The sequence below is a fragment of the Kineococcus deserti genome (genome assembly GCF_050871945.1).
Taxonomy (GTDB): Bacteria; Actinomycetota; Actinomycetes; order Actinomycetales; family Kineococcaceae; genus Kineococcus.
The window spans coordinates 1-18,030 of record NZ_JBJLSI010000050.1 but is presented as its reverse complement, the minus strand read 5'-3'; the positions used below and the strand labels follow the sequence as shown (position 1 = coordinate 18,030).

Annotated in this window: 20 protein-coding genes and 1 pseudogene; 11 read left to right on the top strand and 10 right to left on the bottom strand. The window is 74.2% G+C overall.

Annotation, left to right across the window (positions count from 1 at the left end; all coding sequences use genetic code 11):
• Positions 1–2: 2 nt before the first annotated feature.
• Both ACRYR2_RS23645 and purD read right to left on the bottom strand, forming a co-directional pair.
• Complete coding sequence (locus tag ACRYR2_RS23645) at positions 3–881, bottom strand: phosphoribosylaminoimidazolesuccinocarboxamide synthase (RefSeq protein ID WP_432565347.1); 879 nt, start codon at positions 879–881, stop codon at positions 3–5.
• A complete protein-coding gene (purD, locus tag ACRYR2_RS23640) occupies positions 878–2,134 on the bottom strand; it encodes a phosphoribosylamine--glycine ligase (protein WP_432565346.1) in 1,257 nt (418 codons plus the stop codon). Before purD ends, ACRYR2_RS23645 begins: the two co-directional genes overlap by 4 nt.
• Before the next feature lie 100 nt (positions 2,135–2,234).
• On the opposite strand from purD, the gene ACRYR2_RS23635 reads away from it, so the two are divergent.
• Positions 2,235–3,326, top strand: a complete 1,092-nt coding sequence (locus ACRYR2_RS23635; protein ID WP_432565345.1) for an FUSC family protein — start codon at positions 2,235–2,237, stop codon at positions 3,324–3,326.
• Between the two features lie 23 nt (positions 3,327–3,349).
• A complete protein-coding gene (locus ACRYR2_RS23630; protein ID WP_432565344.1) occupies positions 3,350–3,826 on the top strand; it encodes a DUF4383 domain-containing protein in 477 nt (158 codons plus the stop codon).
• A gap of 63 nt (positions 3,827–3,889) precedes the next feature.
• Here ACRYR2_RS23630 and ACRYR2_RS23625 read toward each other — a convergent pair whose 3' ends face one another.
• Both ACRYR2_RS23625 and ACRYR2_RS23620 read right to left on the bottom strand, forming a co-directional pair.
• Positions 3,890–4,276 (bottom strand): GNAT family N-acetyltransferase, encoded by a 387-nt coding sequence (locus tag ACRYR2_RS23625; protein WP_432565343.1) that lies wholly within the window; start codon positions 4,274–4,276, stop codon positions 3,890–3,892.
• Positions 4,277–4,463: 187 nt separating this feature from the next.
• Positions 4,464–4,613 (bottom strand): annotated as a pseudogene (locus ACRYR2_RS23620) (GNAT family N-acetyltransferase); the annotation flags it as partial.
• A gap of 194 nt (positions 4,614–4,807) precedes the next feature.
• Here ACRYR2_RS23620 and ACRYR2_RS23615 point away from each other — a divergent pair.
• Complete coding sequence (locus ACRYR2_RS23615; protein ID WP_432565342.1) at positions 4,808–5,620, top strand: class I SAM-dependent methyltransferase; 813 nt, start codon at positions 4,808–4,810, stop codon at positions 5,618–5,620.
• Positions 5,621–5,698: 78 nt separating this feature from the next.
• Here the strand turns inward: ACRYR2_RS23615 and ACRYR2_RS23610 are convergent, their stop codons facing one another.
• The gene (locus tag ACRYR2_RS23610) at positions 5,699–6,868 is read right to left on the bottom strand and encodes a mannosyltransferase family protein (protein WP_432565341.1); all 1,170 of its coding nucleotides are present in this window, start codon (positions 6,866–6,868) and stop codon (positions 5,699–5,701) included.
• Positions 6,869–6,943: 75 nt separating this feature from the next.
• On the opposite strand from ACRYR2_RS23610, the gene ACRYR2_RS23605 reads away from it, so the two are divergent.
• A complete protein-coding gene (locus ACRYR2_RS23605) occupies positions 6,944–7,627 on the top strand; it encodes a hypothetical protein (RefSeq protein WP_432565340.1) in 684 nt (227 codons plus the stop codon).
• 10 nt (positions 7,628–7,637) lie between these two features.
• On the opposite strand, the gene ligD (ACRYR2_RS23600) is transcribed toward ACRYR2_RS23605, so the two are convergent.
• Positions 7,638–8,561 carry a non-homologous end-joining DNA ligase gene (gene ligD / locus ACRYR2_RS23600; protein WP_432565359.1) on the bottom strand — a complete coding sequence of 308 codons (924 nt, stop codon included), beginning with the start codon at positions 8,559–8,561 and terminating at the stop codon, positions 7,638–7,640.
• A 4-nt stretch (positions 8,562–8,565) separates the two neighbouring features.
• On the bottom strand, positions 8,566–9,492 hold the full coding sequence (gene ligD / locus ACRYR2_RS23595; RefSeq protein ID WP_432565358.1) for a non-homologous end-joining DNA ligase: 927 nt from the start codon (positions 9,490–9,492) through the stop codon (positions 8,566–8,568).
• Positions 9,493–9,626: 134 nt separating this feature from the next.
• Between ligD (ACRYR2_RS23595) and ACRYR2_RS23590 the strand changes: the two genes are divergently transcribed.
• A complete protein-coding gene (locus ACRYR2_RS23590) occupies positions 9,627–10,595 on the top strand; it encodes a siderophore-interacting protein (protein ID WP_432565339.1) in 969 nt (322 codons plus the stop codon).
• Positions 10,596–10,606: 11 nt separating this feature from the next.
• Complete coding sequence (locus tag ACRYR2_RS23585) at positions 10,607–11,455, top strand: siderophore-interacting protein (protein ID WP_432565338.1); 849 nt, start codon at positions 10,607–10,609, stop codon at positions 11,453–11,455.
• Between the two features lie 145 nt (positions 11,456–11,600).
• Here ACRYR2_RS23585 and ACRYR2_RS23580 read toward each other — a convergent pair whose 3' ends face one another.
• Positions 11,601–11,981: a nitroreductase family deazaflavin-dependent oxidoreductase gene (locus ACRYR2_RS23580; protein WP_432565337.1), complete on the bottom strand. Its 381-nt coding sequence runs from the start codon at positions 11,979–11,981 to the stop codon at positions 11,601–11,603.
• A 2-nt stretch (positions 11,982–11,983) separates the two neighbouring features.
• Positions 11,984–12,844 carry a 3-methyladenine DNA glycosylase gene (locus ACRYR2_RS23575; protein WP_432565336.1) on the bottom strand — a complete coding sequence of 287 codons (861 nt, stop codon included), beginning with the start codon at positions 12,842–12,844 and terminating at the stop codon, positions 11,984–11,986.
• A 90-nt stretch (positions 12,845–12,934) separates the two neighbouring features.
• Here ACRYR2_RS23575 and ku point away from each other — a divergent pair, with 90 nt between their 5' ends.
• Entirely contained in the window at positions 12,935–13,939 is a 1,005-nt protein-coding gene (gene ku, locus ACRYR2_RS23570) for a non-homologous end joining protein Ku (protein WP_432565335.1), read from the top strand.
• A 115-nt stretch (positions 13,940–14,054) separates the two neighbouring features.
• Positions 14,055–15,431, top strand: coding sequence for an MFS transporter (locus ACRYR2_RS23565; protein ID WP_432565334.1), 1,377 nt, complete (start codon positions 14,055–14,057; stop codon positions 15,429–15,431).
• On the opposite strand, the gene ACRYR2_RS23560 is transcribed toward ACRYR2_RS23565, so the two are convergent.
• The gene (locus tag ACRYR2_RS23560; RefSeq protein WP_432565333.1) at positions 15,412–15,555 is read right to left on the bottom strand and encodes a hypothetical protein; all 144 of its coding nucleotides are present in this window, start codon (positions 15,553–15,555) and stop codon (positions 15,412–15,414) included. The two genes, ACRYR2_RS23565 and ACRYR2_RS23560, sit on opposite strands and share 20 nt — an antisense overlap.
• A gap of 131 nt (positions 15,556–15,686) precedes the next feature.
• Here ACRYR2_RS23560 and ACRYR2_RS23555 point away from each other — a divergent pair, with 131 nt between their 5' ends.
• The 3 genes from ACRYR2_RS23555 to aroC all read left to right on the top strand — a co-directional run bounded on the left by ACRYR2_RS23555 (position 15,687) and on the right by aroC (position 17,934).
• Entirely contained in the window at positions 15,687–16,025 is a 339-nt protein-coding gene (locus ACRYR2_RS23555) for a bifunctional 3-phenylpropionate/cinnamic acid dioxygenase ferredoxin subunit (RefSeq protein WP_432565332.1), read from the top strand.
• A 97-nt stretch (positions 16,026–16,122) separates the two neighbouring features.
• Complete coding sequence (locus ACRYR2_RS23550; RefSeq protein ID WP_432565331.1) at positions 16,123–16,608, top strand: Lrp/AsnC family transcriptional regulator; 486 nt, start codon at positions 16,123–16,125, stop codon at positions 16,606–16,608.
• A 96-nt stretch (positions 16,609–16,704) separates the two neighbouring features.
• The gene (gene aroC, locus ACRYR2_RS23545; protein WP_432565330.1) at positions 16,705–17,934 is read left to right on the top strand and encodes a chorismate synthase; all 1,230 of its coding nucleotides are present in this window, start codon (positions 16,705–16,707) and stop codon (positions 17,932–17,934) included.
• The last annotated feature ends 96 nt before the right edge of the window (positions 17,935–18,030 follow it).

Sequence of the window (18,030 nt, the reverse complement as noted above, 5' to 3'; positions counted from 1 at the left end):
CGTCAGGCGGGAAACGCCTGCCCGGTCAGCCGCTCGTACGCCTCGACGTACCGCGCGCGGGTCTTCTCCACGACCTCGGTGGGCAGGGCGGGCGGCTCGGCAGAGCCCTTCCGGTCCCACCCCGACTCCGGCGAGGTCAGCCAGTCCCGCACGAACTGCTTGTCGAAGCTGGGCTGGGGCCGGCCCGGTTCCCAGGTCTCGGCCGGCCAGAACCGCGAGGAGTCCGGCGTCAGCACCTCGTCGCCCAGGATGGTCGCGCCGTCGGCGGTCCCGAACTCCAGCTTGGTGTCGGCCAGCACGATCCCGCGCTCGCGGGCGATCGCCTCGGCCCGCCGGTAGACGGCCAGGGTCAGGTCCCGCAGTTCCGCCGCCGCCGCCGCACCGACGGTGGCGGCGACGTGCTCGAACGTCACGTTCTCGTCGTGCTCGCCGAGTTCGGCCTTCGTCGCGGGCGTGAAGATCGGCGCGTCCAGCCGGGACCCGTCCACCAGCCCGGCGGGCAGCTCGACGCCGCAGACCGAGGAACTCCCGCGGTACTCGACCAGCCCGGACCCGGTCAGGTAACCGCGGGCCACGCACTCGACGGGGAACATGTCCAGCTTGCGGCACACCATGGCCCGGCCGGCGACGGCGGCGGGCACGTCGGTGGACACCACGTGGTTCGGGACGATGTCGCGCAACTGCTCGAACCACCACAGCGACAGCGCCGTGAGCACCTTGCCCTTGTCGGGGATGGTGCTGGACAGCACGTGGTCGTAGGCGGAGATCCGGTCGCTGGCCACGACGAGGACGGTTCCGTCGTCGCCCGCCGACGGCACGTACAGGTCGCGCACCTTGCCGGAGTAGGTGTGCCTCCAGCCGTCGAGTTCCAGGACGCTCACTGCGCGGCCTTCAACGCGATGTCGCGGCGGAACCGCCCACCCTCGAGGTCGATCAGCTCCACGGCCTCGTAGGCCACGGACCGTGCCTGCGCCAGGTCCTCCCCCACGCCGACGACCGACAGCACCCGGCCACCGGAACTGACGATGCCCGTCCCGTCCGGTGCGGGCGCGGTCCCGGCGTGCAGGACCGCCGCCCCGCCGACGGCACCGGCCGCGTCCAGACCGCGCAGCAGACCACCCGTCGTCGGCGACTCGGGGTACCCCGGGGCGGCGAGGACGACGGTGACGGCCGCCTCCGGACGCCAGCGCAGCGGCGGCTGGCTCTCCAGGGTGCCGGTGGCGCAGGCGTTCAGGACACTCCCGAGCGGAGTGGCCAGCCGGGCGAGCACGACCTGCGTCTCGGGGTCGCCGAAGCGCGCGTTGAACTCGATGACCCGCACACCGCGCGAGGTCAGCGCCAGCCCGCAGTACAGGACGCCGTTGAACGGGGTGCCGCGCTTGGCCATCTCGTCGACGACCGGCTGCGCGATGCGCTCCACGACCTCCCGGGAGAGGTCCTGCGGGGCCCACGGCAGCGGCGAGTAGGCGCCCATGCCCCCGGTGTTCGGCCCCTCGTCGCCGTCCAGGGCGCGCTTGAAGTCCTGCGCGGGAGCCAGGGCCACGACCGACGTGCCGTCGGTCAGGCAGAACACGCTCACCTCGGGACCGTCGAGGAACTCCTCGACGACGACCGGGCCGTGGCCCAGGCAGGCGCGGGCGTGCGCGAGCGCCGCCTCGCGGTCGTCGGTGACGACGACGCCCTTGCCGGCGGCCAGGCCGTCGTCCTTGACGACGTACGGGGCGCCGAACGCGTCGAGCGCGGCCGCGACCTCGTCCTCGGTGGTGCACAGGTGGGCCATCGCGGTCGGGACGGCCGCGGCGGCCATCACCTCCTTGGCGAAGGCCTTGGACCCCTCGAGCCGGGCGGCCTGCGCGGACGGGCCGAACACCGGGATGCCCGCGGCGCGCACGGCGTCGGCGACGCCGGCGACGAGCGGGGCCTCGGGCCCCACGACGACCAGGTCGGCCCCGAGCCGGACCGCGAGCGCCGCGACGGCAGCGGGGTCGGTGGCGTCGAGGGGCTCGACGGGGGCGACGAGCGCGATGCCGGCGTTGCCGGGGGCGGCGATCACCCGGTCGACACCCGGGTCGTCGAGCAGGGCACGCACCAAGGCGTGCTCACGGGCACCGGAACCGATGACGAGGACGTCCACGGGCACCGAGGGTAGAGGCTCCCGGGTGTCCGGCCGGACACGGTGCGAGACACCGTGCGAGACACCGTGCGAGCGGGCGCCCGTGGGAGAGGATGGGGCCGTGCCCCGCACCATCCCCTTCGCCGTGACGGCCCGTCGCCGGGCCCGCACCGGCTGGCAGCGCTGGCAGGGGTCGTGGTGGCAGATCATGCAGTGCGGCCTGGGGGCCGGCATCGCGTGGACGCTGGCGCAGGCCCTGTGGAACCAGGCGTACCCGGTCTTCGCCTGCGTGGCCGTCGTCGTGTGCCTGGGGGTGCAGAACAACCAACGGCTGCGGCGGGTCGGTGAGCTCGGCGTGGGCGTCACCATCGGCGTCCTGCTCGGCACGCTCATCGTGCACCTCGTGGGCCGGGGGCCCCTGCAGATCACGGCGATCGTGGCGGCCGCGATGTTCATCGCCCGGTTCCTGGACTCGGGGATCCTGCTGGTGAACCAGGCCGCGTTGCAGGCGGCGTTCATCGTGGCCTACCCGCCGATGCCCGGCTCGGACGGCCAGTCGCGCTGGCTGGACGCCATGACGGGTGTGGTCGTCGCCCTGGCCGTGGCCGCGCTGCTGCCCCCGGACCCGCGCCGGGACGTGCGGGGGCGGGCGAAGGCGTACGCGGGGCAGCTGGCCGACCTGCTGGAGGACGGCGCCGACGCGATCCGCGAGCAGGACGCGACCAAGGCCGAGGACGTCTTGGCCCGCGCCCGCGTCACGCAGGGCGAGCTGGACGGCTGGTCGCAGTCGGTCAACGCCGGTCAGGAGGTGCACCGGCTGTCCCCGTTGCGCCGGCGCGGGCGTGGCGAGATCGCGCAGCAGAAGCGCCTGCAGGCCGGGATGGACCGGGCCACCCGCAACCTGCGCGTCGCGTTGCGGCGGATCAGCACGGCGCTGCGCTACGACGAGGCGATGCCCTCGACGCTGGCCGAGGCGCTGGACGGGCTGGCCGCGGCGGTCCGCGCGGTCGGGGAACCGCCCTACCCCGGTGAGACGGTGCCTCCGTCGGTGGCGGGCCTGCAGGAGCTCGCGGTCACCCTGGGGCCGAGGACGCTGGGGGCGCAGTCGCTGTCGGCGACGGTCGTGGTGGCTCAGTTGCGCTCGGCGGTGGTCGACCTGCTGCAGGCCCAGGGTGTGTCCCCGACGGAGGCGCACCGGCTGCTCCCGCGCTGATCCGGGTCGGGGATGATGAGCCCATGAACGTTGTTGCGCCTGCTCCCGCCGCGATCGAGGCGGCCGACACCGCTGCGGACCGCGGCCCCGTGACCCGCTTCGCGAAGGGGGTCGGCGTCCTCGTGCTCGGCCTCGGTGTCCTCGGGCTGGTCCCGGGCCTCGTGACCGACTACGCCTCGCTGGGCTTCTTCCACTCCGAAGCCCGGCTCTTCGGCATCTTCACGACGTCCGTGACCGCCTCGAGCCTGCAGATCCTCTTCGGCCTGACGGTCCTGGCCTTCTCCGGTTCGACGAAGCAGGCGCACAAGGCGGTCGTCTGGGTGGCGTTGGCCTACCTGGCGGCCGGGCTGGGCGGCGCCGGCCTGGACGTGAACGCGGCGCGCCCGGACGTGCCGGTGAACCCCGCCGTCAACTGGCTGCACCTGGTCCTGTTCGTGGTGATCCTCGTCGGCGCGTCCGCGAGCCGCAGGAAGCAGATCGCGCAGCACGGCGTCTTCTGATCCCGTCCCCGACGGGTTCCGGCCACCGCGGCGCCTCAGGCGCCGCGGTGGCGGACGGTTCCCCTACCCGAGCGGCAGGTCGTAGTAGTCCTCCGTGCTCACCCGGGTGAACCCGATGGAGGTGTACAGGCCGAGGGCGCGGTCGTTGTCGACGGCCACCTCGAGCCGGACGGTCGTGGCGCCGTCGTCGAAGAACTGCCGGCACACCCGGCGCAGGACGTCGCGGCCGATGCCGCGGCCCTGGGAGCGGGGGTCGACCGCGAAACCCCAGACTCCTCCCGACTCCCCGTCCCGCTCCGGACGCAGGGTTCCCACCACGGCACCGTCGTGCACGACCACCACCGTCCCGCCCTCGCGCAGGGCGGCGGCCAGGTGCGTGGGCGCCTGCCCGAACGCCGCCGTGAGCAGCCCGGTCAGGACCTCCAGGTCGTCGGCCGTGGCGGGCCGCAACGCGGTCCGCGGGTCCTCGGGGCCGTCGGCCGGCCGTGCGTCGAGGCGCAGGGCGAACTCGGAGTGGCTCGGCCTCGCCCCGTGGCGCTGCGCGAGGTGGTGACCGGCCGCGCCGGGGGACGATGAGCAGCGCCCGCTCGAAGCCCCGTCGTCGGCAGACGTCGACGGCGGCGCCGAGCATCGCGGTGCCGATCCCGCGGCGGCGGGCGACGGGGTCGACCGCGCCGACCAGTTCGACCGCGGATCCACCGTGGTGGTCGAACCCGACGTACCCCAGGACGCGGTCGTCGACCTTCCAGAGCAGGTCGTTGGTGCAGTCGCCGGAGCGCGCGCGCACGTCCGGCCACTCGATCTTGAGCCTGCCCCCGTCGTGGGCGACGACCCGCCGTTCGAGGCCGGCCACCGCCCGCAGTTCGGCGTCGGAGAGTTGGTTGCGCGGTTCCAGCACCGGGACAGCAGATCCTGCCGTCTCCGGTGCGTCAACCGTGAATCCGCTGGCCCGGTGTGCGGCGGGCGCGGCAGGCTGGCGGGGTGGACGAACTGGCGGAGGACTACTACGCACGGGGGCGCGAGCACACGCGCCTGACGAGCGGGACGGGACGGCTGGAGTTCTGGCGGACGACCGAACTGCTGGCGCGGTGGCTGCCGGCGGCACCGGCGGTGGTGCTCGACGTCGGCGGCGCCGCCGGCGCGTACGCGCTCCCGCTGGCCGCCCGGGGCCACACCGTCCACCTGGTCGATCCGGCTCCCGTGCACGTCGAGCAGGCTCGCGCGGCGAGCGCGGCGGCCCCTGAGCCGTTGGGTTCCGTCGCCCTCGGCGACGCCCGCGACCTGGAGTGGCCCGGCGCCTCGGTGGACGCCGTCCTGCTGCTGGGCCCGCTCTACCACCTCACCTCCGCGGCCGACCGGGCCCGCGCCCTGAGCGAGGCGTTCCGGGTGCTGCGGCCCGGCGGGGTGGTCGTGGCGGCCGCGATCACCCGGTGGGCCTCGGCGCTCGACGCCGTCGCCCGGGGCTGGCTGGCCGACGACGAGTTCGCCCGGATCGTCAGCGACGACGTGCGCACGGGACTGCACCGCAACGACTCCGCACGTCCGGGGTGGTTCACGACGGCGTACTTCCACCGGCCCGAGGAGTTCGCGGCCGAACTGGCCGCGGCGGGTTTCGCGGTCGAGGGACCGGTGGCCGTCGAGGGCCTGGGCGAGCTGGCCACCGACGACCTGCTCGACGACCCCGTGGCTCGAGAACGCCTGCTGGCCCTGGTCCGCGCGACCGAACGCGAACCGGGGTTGCTGGGCCTGGGCGGGCACCTGCTCGCCTGCGGCACCCGTCCCTCACCACCGTGACGCGGAGTGCACCCCACCGGCAGGTTCGCCGCCGGGCCGGAGGTCCGGCCCCGACGGCCCGGTCCGGGGCGGAGGTGGTCAGCCCACCCACTCGGCGTGGGTGAACAGCACCGCGCACAGCACCATCACCCCGCCGGAGGCGAACACCAGTGCGGTGAACCGGCTCTCCGGGCGCAGGAACCGCCAGCCCGTGACGGCCAGCAGCACGGGGAACAGCACGAGCACGTACCGGTTCACCGCCTGGAGGTTGCTGTTGAGGGCCACGAACAGCAGCGTCCCGAACGACAGCACGGTGAACCCGACCGGTTGCCGGCGCAGCGACAGGCACGTGACGACGAGGCAGAACAGCCACGCGAACAGTCCCAGGCCGTCGCGGAACAGGTGTTCGACGTCCGGACCGCCCGGCGCGGAGAAGAACGCGACCCAGTCGCGGGCGACGCCGAACACCGTCGCGGCAACGTTCGGGTCGAAGACCTGGTACGTCCAGGCGTTGTCGTAGGCGTGCAGGAAGGCCAGCGGGTCCCCCAGTTCCCGCGCGCTGTAGGCCAGGTAGGCCAGCAGCCCCAGCGGCGCCAGCGCGAACCACAGCGTGCTGCGGGACAGCCGGCGGTTCTGCGCGACGTGGTCGACGAACACCGCCGCCACCACGACGACCGCCGGCAACCGCGTCGCGGTCAGCAACCCCAGGTACAGGCAGGCCCGGGCCCACTGCCCGCGCCGGGCGTGGCTGAACGCACCGAACGCCAGCGCGCAGAACAGCGCCTCGGTGTAGACGGCGGCGAGGAACAGCGCGGCCGGCCCGGCGAGGAACAACGTCACGGCCCGCCGCGGGAGGACCCCCGGACCCAGGTGGTCCTCGGCCAGGCGGCGCAGGTGCACCACCGCGACCGTCGTGGCGAGCGCGCTGACCGCGATGCCGGCGTACGGAGGGGCGATCCCCACCGCGGCGACCAGGCGCACCAGCAGCGGGTACAACGGGAAGAACGCCGGCATCTCGGGCGAGGTGTACCCGTGCTGGGCGATGGACAGGTAGTAGTTCGAGTCCCACCGCACCAGCGACTGCACCCACACGGGGTAGTCCTCGAGGTAGTCGTAGGCGGCGTCGAGCTCGACGGGCACCGAGGCCCACGAGACCGTCGTGGCCGTGACGACCACGAGCCACCAGACGACGACCGAACCGAGGTCCGGCAGCGTCCGACGCCAGGCCGGGACGGCGTTTCCTGCGGTTCCGGCGTTCGTGGTGAGCACCCGGCGACCGTAGCCGAGGAGGTCGCCCGGTCGGTGGATGGTCGGGCACCGGCCGACTCCGTACCATCGGCGGCGATGGAGAGCGACGCGAACGTCCTGTCCCGCCGCGGCGAGACCGTCACCCTCGGCGGCGAGCACGTCGGTGACGTCCACCGGCACAGCGCCTTCAGCACGTGGGACGACGCCGACCACCTGCCCGACGGCGTCGATCCGGCCACCCAGGTGCACGTCAGCGGCGAACCGGTGCCGGTGCACCGCGACGACCTCGACGACCTGGCCCGCGCGGAGGGCGAGGCGCTCGTCTCCCTGGGCGGCGCGGTCGACCACGCCTGCCTGGAGCGGCTGACGGCGCAGGTCGCGGCCGAACCCGTGGCGCCGGGCCGGCTCGCCGAGTGGCTGGTCGAGGCCACGGTGACCGTCAACGACGCGGCCGCCCCGACGTGCACGGTCAACGCCTACCTCGACACCGAACTGCGCCGGTACGCCGGCGTCACGACCCAGAACGGCCTGAGCCGCCGGTGGCTCGTCGACGCGGGCTGGTGCGAGGCCGACGTCCAGCTCATGAGCCGCCGTCAGCGGCCCTGCCACGTGGTCGTGGCCGACGAGCACCTGGCCGGACTGCGGGGGTACCTGCAGGTGAGCATGACGTCCCTCGACTTCGGCCGCGAGGAGTTCCTGTCGGCCTCGGCCGTCTTCGGGTACTCCCCGCGGTTGGGCCTGCACCCCGGCGCGCTGCGGATCGCGCGGGTGGAGATCTGAGCGGGACCGGCTACGACGTGGGGACCCGCGGTCCCGGGTCGGCGTCCGGGCCCAGGTCCCCCAGCAGGTCCCCGTCGCGGGCGTACCGCGCCGCGACCTCCTCCAACGTCAACTGCCGCAACGCACCGGCGTCCTGGAGTTCCTCCCACGTCCGGGGCGCGGCCGCGCACGGACGGTGCCGCCCGCGCGGGGAGTAGGGCGCCACGGTCGTCTTGGCGGAGTTGTTCTGGCTCCAGTCCAGCAGGACCTTGCCACCACGCAGCACCTTGGTCATGCGGCTGACGACGAGTTCGGGACGGTCCTTCTCCAGCTCCTCGGCCAGCCGGCGCGCGTAGGCCCGCAGCACGTCGGCGTCCTGCTCGCCCGAGACCGCCGCGTACAACTGCATCCCCTTCGACCCCGACGTCACCGGGTGGCACTCCAGCCCGTCACCGGCCAGGCGTTCGCGGACCGCCAGCGCGACCTCGGCGCACTCGGGCAACCCGGCGCCCTGCCCCGGGTCGAGGTCGATGACGAGCCGGTCGGGGGCCCGCACCCCGCCCCGCGGCCCGACCCGCCACTGCGGCACGTGCAGTTCGAGGGCGGCGAGGTTCACCAGCCAGACCAGTCCGGCCAGGTCGTCGACGAGCGGGTAGCGGATGCGTTCGCGGTCCTTCGTGCTGCCCGGGACCTCCAGTTCCACCGTGCGCACCCAGTCCGGCATCCCCCGCGGAACGTTCTTCTCGAAGAACGAGGAACTGCCCACCCCGTCCGGCCAGCGCTTGCGGGTCAGCGGCCGCTGCCGCAACTGGGCCAGCAACGCCGGGGCGACGGCGGTGACGTAGGCCAGGACCTCGGCCTTGGTGGTTCCCGTCGAGGGGTACAGCACCTTCTCCAGCCGGCGCAGCCGCACGTGCCGGCCCTCGACGTCGACGACGGTCTCCTCGTGCTGCACCACGTCACTCCTCCCGCACGTCCGACGGTTCCAGGTCGGGGCGCAGCCCGCGCAGCGTCGGCTGGCGCAGCCGACCGCCGGTGGTCCGCCCCAGGTGCCGCACCTCCACCACCACGACGGGGTGGGTGAACCGCGCCCCGTTGGCGTCCACCCGGGGAACGTCCACGACGGGGCGGGCGACCTCGTGACCGGCGAGCGCCGCCTTCAGGTCGTCCTCCAGGGCGCCTCCGAGCCCGCTGCCGGCGCGGCCGACGTACCGCAGCTCACCGTCGGGCCCGGGAACCCCCAGCAGCAGCGCCCCCATGCCCGACCCGGACCGTTCCACCGGACGCCAGCCCACGACCAGGCAGGCCTGGTGGCGGCGGTGCGCGTGCTTGAACCAGTCCGGGCTGCGCCGGCCCGGCTGGTAGGTGGAGGTCCGCTTCTTGGCCACGACCCCCTCCAGCCCCTGCTCCCGGGTGGCGGTCAGCAGCGAGGTCGCATCGGGGTAGACCGGGGAGACCTGCCAGGCGCGCCCGGACGGCTGCAGCCGGTCGAGTGCTTCGCGGCGCTCCTGCCAGGGCCGGTCGAGCAGGTCGACGCCGTACAGGCGCAGGACGTCGAAGGCCATGAGCGTGACGGGGGTGCGCTCGGCGGCGAGCCGGGCGGACCGCACGTCGTGCACGTGCATCCGGTCGGCGAGCGCGGCGAAGGAGGGCAGCCCGTCCTCCAGCGCCACCACCTCGCCGTCCAGGAGGACGTCGGCGTGGGCCCGGGCCAGGTCGACCAGCTCGGGGAAGGTCGCCGAGACGTCGCGGCCGGTGCGCGAGCGCAGGACCACCGCGCCCTCGTGGACGTCGGCGAGGATCCGCATGCCGTCCCACTTCACCTCGTAGGCCCAGCGGTCCCCGTCGGTGGGCAGCCCGGCGGCCGGTGCGGCGGTCGCCAGCATGGGGAGCACGATCACACTCTGCTGCTGCGATCCGGCCCTGACCAGTGGGGGGATTGCGGAGCACACGGGTCCATTGGTTAGCCTGTCCTCACAACGTGCCGCGAGGCGGCGTTGCCGTCGGGAGAGGGCAGAGGATGACCACGGACACCAGCACCGAGGAACGCGCGGCCCGGACCGGGCTGGAGCGGGCCTCCTACGCGCTCTACCGGGTCCGGATCTCGGCCGTCCAGCGGATCGGCGCCAGCTTCGTGCGGCTGACGATGACCTCCGCCGACCTGGAGCACTTCGGGGCCGGCGGCTACGACCAGCGCTTCAAGGTGCTCCTGCTCAAGCAGCCCTTCGAGTCCTACGACCCGCCGCAGGACGACTGGTACACGTGGTGGCGCGAACTGCCCGAGGCCGTGCGGCCCACCATGCGCACCTACACCGTGCGCGCGTTCCGGCCGGCGACGATCGACACCCACGCCGAGATGGACGTCGACTTCGTCCTGCACGGTGTGCAGGACGGGCACGCCGGGCCGGCGTCGCGGTGGGCGGCGAACGCCGTCGTCGGCGACGAGGCCGTCCTGGTCGGGCCGAGCAACCCCGGGACGGGCCGGATGTGGGGCGTGGAGTGGGCGCCGCCGGCCACGGCCCGCACGCTGCTGCTGGCCGGTGACGAGACCGCGGTGCCCGCGGTGTCGGCGATCCTGGAGCGGCTCCCCGCCGGGGTGAAGGCGACCGCGCTGCTGGAGGTGCCGCACGCCGGCGACCTGATCGACCTGTCCTGCGCCGCGGACCTGACGGTGGAGTGGTTGCCGCGCAACGGCTCCCACGCGCCTGGCGAGCTGCTGCAGGCGCGCGTGCACGAGGTCGCCTCCGCGCTGGTGGACGAGGCGTCCTCTCCCGTGGACTTCGAGGACGTCGATCTGGACACCACGATCCTCTGGGAGGTTCCCGAGCACGCCGAGCCTGCCGGGCCGGAGTGCCTGTACGCGTGGTTGGCTGGGGAGTCCGGCGTCGTCAAGGCGTTGCGGCGGCACCTCGTCCGGGACGTCGGCGTCCCGCGCTCCTCGGTGGCGTTCATGGGCTACTGGCGCGAGGGTCGCGCCGAGGGCGAGTGATCTGGAGCACCATGCGCAATCCGTTCAAGCGTGAGAAGCCCGCTCCCGGTGGGCGTCGTCAGCGCCTCGGCGTCGTCCAGCGCGCCGAGCGCCTGACCCCGGAGATGGTCCGGGTGGTCTTCGGCGGCGAGGACCTCGCCGACTTCACCGTCGAGCACGCCGACTCGTACGTGAAGCTGATCTTCCCCCTCGAGGGTGTCGCCTACGACGAACCGTTCGACGTGGCCGCGATCCGCGACTCCCGGCCGCGGACGGAGTGGCCCGTGCAGCGCACGTACACGATCCGCTCGGTGGCCGACGGCGAGGTGACGATCGACTTCGTCGTGCACGGCGACGAGGGTTTCGCCGGTCCGTGGGCGGCGGGGGCCCAGCCGGGCGACACGCTGTGGATCATGGGTCCCGGCGGCGCGTACTCCCCCTCGCCCGAGGCGCCCTGGCACCTGCTCGTGGGTGACGCGAGCGCCCTGCCGGCGATCTCGGCGTCGCTGGAGCACGTCCCCGCCGGGAAGGTGGCCGTGGCCGTCGTGGAGGTGCACGGGCCGGCCGAGGAACTGCCGCTGGCCTCCCCCGGCGACCTGCGGCTGCACTGGGTGCACCGCGGCGAACCCGACCCCGAGGGACTCGTGGAGTTCCTGCGCGGCCTCGACCTGCCGGCCGGCGCTCCGCACGCGTTCCTGCACGGTGAGGCGGACACCGTGCGCGCCGTGCGCCGGTTCGCCCGCACCGATCTCGGCGTTCCCCGGGAACTGCTGTCGGCGTCGGGCTACTGGCGCCGCGGGCGGACCGAGGAGGGCTGGCGCGAGGAGAAGCGGGACTGGAACGCCGCGACCGAGAGCGACGACGCGACCGCCGGCGTCTGACCACCGGGGTCGGGCGCGCGGTGACCCCACGCCCGATCACCGCGCACGCGGTGACCTCGCGCCCAAACCCCCATCCCGCCCGGGTCCGGCGCGCGGTGACCCCACGCCCGATCACCGCGCACGCGGTGACCCCGCGCCCAAACCCCTACTCCGCGGTGTCGAGGTCGAGGAACTCCTCGACGTGCAGGCGCGCGAGCACGAACCGCACGAACGCCGGCATCCCCGCCCGCTGCGGGTCCCGGACCAGTCGCGGGTTCGTCAGTTCCAGCGTCCGGCCCCGGAAGCGCAGCGTGCACCCGCCCGCGGCCCGCACGTTCCTCACCCAGTCGGTGCCCGGTCCGTAGGTCAGCGCCAGCCGGATCCCGCCGCGGAACTCGAACACGTTCACCGGGATCGTGAACTCCCGGCCGGACCTGCGTCCGCGGTGGGTGAGCAGTCCGAGGAAGGGGGTGTGCGGGGCGATGCGGCGCATGACGCGGTTCAGCGCCACCCGGTTCGCCCGCGCCACGGTCATCGGGATCGGCATCGTCACCTCCTGCGGTGTGGCCCTGCGGCCGCCAGCAACGCGTCGCACACCGCGACGAGCGCGGCCCGCAACGGATCGGCACGTCCGGCGAACTCCCGCTGGGCGCGCACGTACTCCGCCTTGCCCTCGGGCGTCTCGATCGCCACGGGCGTGTACCCCATCGAGGACACGTCGTAGGGCGAGGCGCGCATGTCGAGGATCCGCACGTCGCGGGCGAGTTCGAAGCAGTCCAGCAGCAGTTCGCCGGGAACCGCCGGCGACAGCTTCATCGCCCAGCGGTAGCAGTCCATCGTCGCGTGCAGGCATCCCGGCTGCTCCTGGGCGGCCTGGTCGTGGCGGGTCGGCTGCAGTTCGTTGAGCGGCACGGCCGAGGGGGTGAAGAAGCGGAAGGCGTCGTGGTGGCTGCACCGGATGCGGTGCGACTGCACGACCTCGTCGGTGCCGGCGTGACCCAGGCGCAGGGGCAGGCCGGCGTGCCGGACCTGCTCGGGGCGCGTGCGGTGGACCATGGCCCACTCGTGCAGGCCGAAGCAGGCCAGCTGCGGGGCCCGGGTCCGGGTGGCGGCCAGCACGTCGCGGGCCAGCCGGACCGTCGCCGACCGCTGCGTCGCCAGCCTCGCGGCGTCGACCCGCACCCCGTCCGGGGTCGCGACGTAGTGCGCCCAGTCCGCACGCTCCGCCGCGTCCTGCAGCACCACCCCGACGCCGGGGTGCCAGCGCGCCAGCTTCCCCGGCGCCCAGGAGTAGTAGGTGAACAGGAAGTCCTCGACCGGGTGCTTCTCCCCGCGGGCCCGCCGCTGCACCGCCGCGGCCGTCAGGGCGTGCGCCCGCTCGGCGTGCGCGGCCGCCCGCGCGCGCCACACGGCGGCGCCCAGGGTGGTCAGCGGCCGATCCTGTGCAGGGTCGGGGGCCAGACCGTACGGTGAGGATCCGGTCTCCGATGGGGGTACGTCATGCCGCGCGCCATCTGGAAGGGCGCAGTGTCCTTCGGTCTGGTCAACGTGCCCGTGCGGCTGTACGCCGCCACCAGCGAGCACGACATCCGTTTCCACCAGGTCCACCGTACCGATGGTGGGCGCGTGCGGATGAAGCGGACGTGCTCCATCTGCGGTGAGGAGATCTCCTACGACGAGGTCGCCAAGGGCTACGAGAGCCCCGACGGCAGGCTCGTCGTGCTCAGCGACGACGACCTCGAGGAACTGCCGGTGGCCAGCGGGCACGAGATCGACGTCCTGCAGTTCGTCCCCGTCGACCAGGTCGACCCGATCATGCTGTCCCGGCCGTACTACCTGGAGCCCGAGTCCCGGGCGGCCAAGCCGTACGCGCTGCTGCGTGAGGCGCTCGAGGAGACCGAGCGGATGGCCGTGGTCAAGGTGGCGCTGCGTCAGCGCGAGTCCATCGCGGTGCTGCGCGTGCGCGACAAGGCCATCGTGCTGCAGACGATGCTGTGGCCCGACGAGATCCGCGAGGCCGACTTCGAGGTCCTCGAGACCGATGTGGACCTGCGCCCGCAGGAGCGGAAGATGGCGGCCTCGCTCGTGGAGTCCCTCGCCGGCGACTTCCACCCCGAGGAGTTCGAGGACGACTACGCGGTCGCGGTGAAGAAGCTCGTCGAGGCCCGCCTCGAGGACGCCGAGGCCGCGCCCACCTCGATCGCGGAGGAGGGCGCCGGGGGCGGCAAGCGCGGCGGCGAGGTCGTCGACCTGCTCACGGCGTTGCAGCGTTCCGTCGAGCGGGCCCGGGGCGGGTCGGGCTCGTCCGGCCAGGCCCCCGCCGGGGTCGAGGAGGAGAAGCCGGCCGCGAAGGGGACCACCGCGCGCAAGAGCGCCGCCGGGAAGACGACAGCGAAGAAGACGGCGGGGAAGAAGACCGCCTCCGGGAAGACGACCGCGAAGAAGACCACCGCCAAGAGCGCGCCGGCGAAGAAGACGGCCAGCCGCACCCGCAAGAGCGCCTGACGCCCCGCCCCGAGGTCCCGAGCCGGCCGCACCGACACTGGCCCCAGGCTCCAGACCTCGCCGCACCTCCAGCGTGCGACGGTCGATCACCGAAAGGACCGGTCGCACGCACCGCATGACCGAACAGTCCGGCCCCGCACCCGAGGTGCGGCGTGGTCTCGTCCTCGCCGCGCTGCAGTCCGCCACGCTCATGGTGACGATCGACGCCTCGATCGTGAACGTCGCGCTGCCCACCCTGGCCCGCGACCTGGACGCCTCCCCGTCGGCCACCGTCTGGGTCACGACGGCGTTCCTGCTCGCCGCGGCGTGCTGCATCCCGGCGGCGGCCGCCCTCGGCGACCGGATCGGCCGGCGACGGTTGTTCCTCGTCGGACTGCCGGTCTTCACCGTCGCGTCGGTGGCGTGCGCGGCCGCCCCCACCCTCGAACTGCTCGTGGCCGCACGGGTCGTGCAGGGCATCGGGTCCTCCCTGGTGCTGGCCGTCCCCATCCCCACCTTCCGCCAGGTGTTCCCGCCCGAACGGCTCGGCAGCGTGCTGGGCATCAACGCCATGACGGTCGCGCTGGGCACCTCCCTGGGCCCGGCGCTGGGCGGTCTGCTGCTGGCCGTGCTGCCGTGGCCGTGGCTGTTCCTGGTCAACATCCCCATCGGGATCGCCGCCACCCTGCTGGGCCTGCGCCACCTGCCCCGCGTCCCGGGCCGCCCCGGTGGGTTCGACGCGGCGGGTTCGGTGCTCGTCGCCGCCGCCATCGCCTGCTTCCTGCTGGGCGTCCAGAACCTCGGCGGTGCCTCGACGGCGCCGCTCGCCGTGAGCCTGCTGGTGCTGACCGGCGTCCTGGTCGTCCTGTTCGTGCGGCACGAGGGACGCACCGGGCACCCGGTCATCCCGTTGGGGCTGTTCACCCGCCGGTTCTCCCTGGCCGTGCTGACGGCGTCGTGCTCGTTCTTCGGCCAGTCCACGGCGTTCGTGGCGTTGCCGTTCCTGTTCCAGGAGTCGTTCGGCGACAGCGCCCTGCGGTCGGCGCTGCTGTTCACGCCGTGGCCGCTGGTGATCGTGCTCGTCGCCCCGTTGTCCGGCCGCGCCGCGGACAAGGTCTCCCCCACGCTGCTGGCGGTGACCGGGCTGACGGTCCTCACCGCGGGACTGGTGTCGCTGGCCACGCTCCCGGACGACCCCGCGACGCTGGACGTGCTGGTGCGCACCGCCCTGTGCGGTCTGGGGTTCGCCGTGTTCCAGTCGCCGAACAACCGGGACATGATGTCGGCCGCGCCGCTGCGCCACGCCGGGTCGGCGGCGGGTGTGCTGAACCTGAACCGGACGGTGTCGCAGTCGACGGGGTCCGGAGCGGTGAGCGTGGTCTTCGTGCTGACCGTTCCCCCCGTCGCCTCCGCGGCCGCGCACGCCCACGCCGTCGCCGCGGTGCTCTTCCTGGGCGCGGCGGTCACGGCCGTCGGCGCGGTGCTGGCCGCGGTCAGGCTGCGGACCGCGTGATTTCGCGCGGTCCGTCCCGGGCCGAGGCGGGAGCCACCCGCCAGGTCCGCCGGTCGCCCACGAGCAGTGCGACCACGACGGCGTACCCCAGCAGGTGGAACCGCACGGCCCGGTCGACGTCCACGGCCGCCGGTCCTCCCCGCGCCGGCCCGGCGGGCACCCCGCCACACCCCGGTCGCGGCCCGCCCGGCGCGCGGGTGCGACGATGACCGGACCGGGGTCCCGGTGCGGGACCGGGAACGGAGGAGCTCGACGATGTCCGGCGGTACGAGAGTCGTGGCCTGCTCGCTGGCCGAGCTGCCCCCGGGTGAGGTCGTCCGCGTGGACCGGCCGGAGCTGAACGCCCCCGTGTCGGTGTTCAACGTCGACGGCGAGCTGTACGCCATCGACGACACCTGCAGCCACGCCGACGAATCGCTGGCCGAGGGGTGGGTGGAGGACTGCGCCGTCGAGTGCCCGCGGCACGCCTCGGCCTTCGACCTGCGGACCGGGGAGCCCTCCAGCCCGCCGGCCATCACCCCGGTGCGCACGCACCTGGTCGAGGTCGTCGACGGCGACGTGGTCGTCGAGGTGGGAACCCCGCGCCCCCGCTGAGAGGGCCGCGTCGGTCCGGGCAGGTCCCGGGGCCGTCCGTCGATGCCCATCCGATCCGCGGACGAGTGGGCACATTGTTTGCCGAGCACCCCGGCCGATGCGACAAGATGTCGCCGTGCGCCGCCTCGACACCATCGACGCCCGGATCCTCCTCGCGCTGGACGAGGATCCGCGCGCGACCGTGCTCGGTCTGTCGCGCCAGCTGGGCCTGGCCCGCGGAACCGTCCAGGCCCACCTCGAACGGCTCGAGGCCGACGGTGTGCTGCACCGCTTCTCCCGACGGCTCGCACCGGCCGCCCTGGGTTTCTCGGTCTCCGCGTTCGTCATGATCGAGATCCACCAGGGCCAGCAGGACGACACGCTGCGCCGGCTGCGCGGCACCCCCGAGGTGCTCGAGGTGCACGGGATCACCGGCGACGGCGACCTCATGTGCCGGGTCGTGGCGCGCGACGCCGACGACCTCTACCGGGTCGGGCAGGAGCTGCTGTCCATCCCCGGCGTCGTGCGGACCCGCACCTCGCTGGCGATGCGCGAGCTCGTGCCCTACCGGATCGACCCGCTGCTGAGCGACCTGGCCGACTGACGGCGCGGGGCTCCGGCGCGGGACCTCCTGACCACCGACCGGCACGACGGCGGGCGGCGGCGGTCCCCACGGCCGGAGTGCGGCAGAATCAGGCCCGTGTTGCGCTGGCTGACCTCTGGTGAATCGCACGGACCTGCCCTCGCGGGCATCCTCGAAGGCCTCCCCGCGGGTGTGGAGGTCGACAGCACGCAGATCAAGGACGCCCTGGCCCGGCGGCGCCTGGGCTACGGCCGCGGCGCGCGGATGAACTTCGAGCAGGACGAGCTGGAGATCATCGGCGGCATCCGGCACGGACGCACCCAGGGCGGCCCGATCGCGCTGCGCATCGGCAACACCGAGTGGCCGCGCTGGTCGGAGGTCATGGCCGCCGACCCGGCCGACGAGCAGGGCCGCCGCTACGACGAGCCCGGCCGCCTGCCGGCCCGCGGCCGCTCGGCCCCGCTGACCCGCCCCCGCCCGGGGCACGCGGACCTCACGGGCATGCAGAAGTACGGCTTCGACGACGCCCGCCCCGTCCTGGAGCGCGCCTCGGCCCGCGAGACCGCCACCCGCGTGGCCCTCGGCGAGGTGGCCCGCGCCTTCCTGGCCCAGACCGTCGGCGCCGAGGTCGTCTCGCACGTCGTCTCCCTGGGCACCGTCGAGGCACCCGCCGGTGTCGTCCCGGGCCGGGGGCAGCGCGCGGCCATCGACGCCGACCCGGTCCGCTGCGTCGACGCCGACGCCAGCGCCCGCATGGTCGCCGAGGTCGACAAGGCGCACGCCGAGGGCGACACCCTCGGCGGGGTCGTCGAGGTCGTCGTCCACGACCTGCCGCCGGGCCTGGGCTCCTACGTCCACTGGGACCGCAAGCTCGACGCCCGCCTCGCCGCCGTCCTCATGGGCATCCAGGCGATCAAGGGCGTCGAGGTCGGCGACGGCTTCGAGACGGCCCGGCGCCGCGGCTCGGCCGCCCACGACGAGATCGAGCGCGTCGAGGGCGAGGACGGGTTCACCGTCCGCCGCCGGACCGACCGCGCCGGCGGCATCGAGGGCGGGATGAGCAACGGCGAGGTCCTGCGGGTGCGCGCCGCGATGAAGCCCATCTCCACCGTCCCGCGCGCCCTGGACACCGTCGACACCGCCTCCGGGGGTGCGGCGCAGGCGATCGCGCAGCGTTCGGACGTGTGCGCCGTCCCCGCCGCGGGTGTCGTGGCCGAGGCGATGGTGGCCCTGGTGCTGGCCGACGCGGTGCTGGAGAAGTTCGGCGGCGACAACGTCGAGCAGGTGCGCGCCAACGTGCGCAGCTACCTCGACGGCCTGTCCGTCAAGGTCGCCGAGACCCCCTGACGGGTGGGGGGGGGGGGGGGGGGGGGGGGGGGGGGGGGGGGGGGGGGGGGGGGGGGGGGGCGCCGCCCCCGCCCCCGCCCGCCCTCCCCCGCCGGC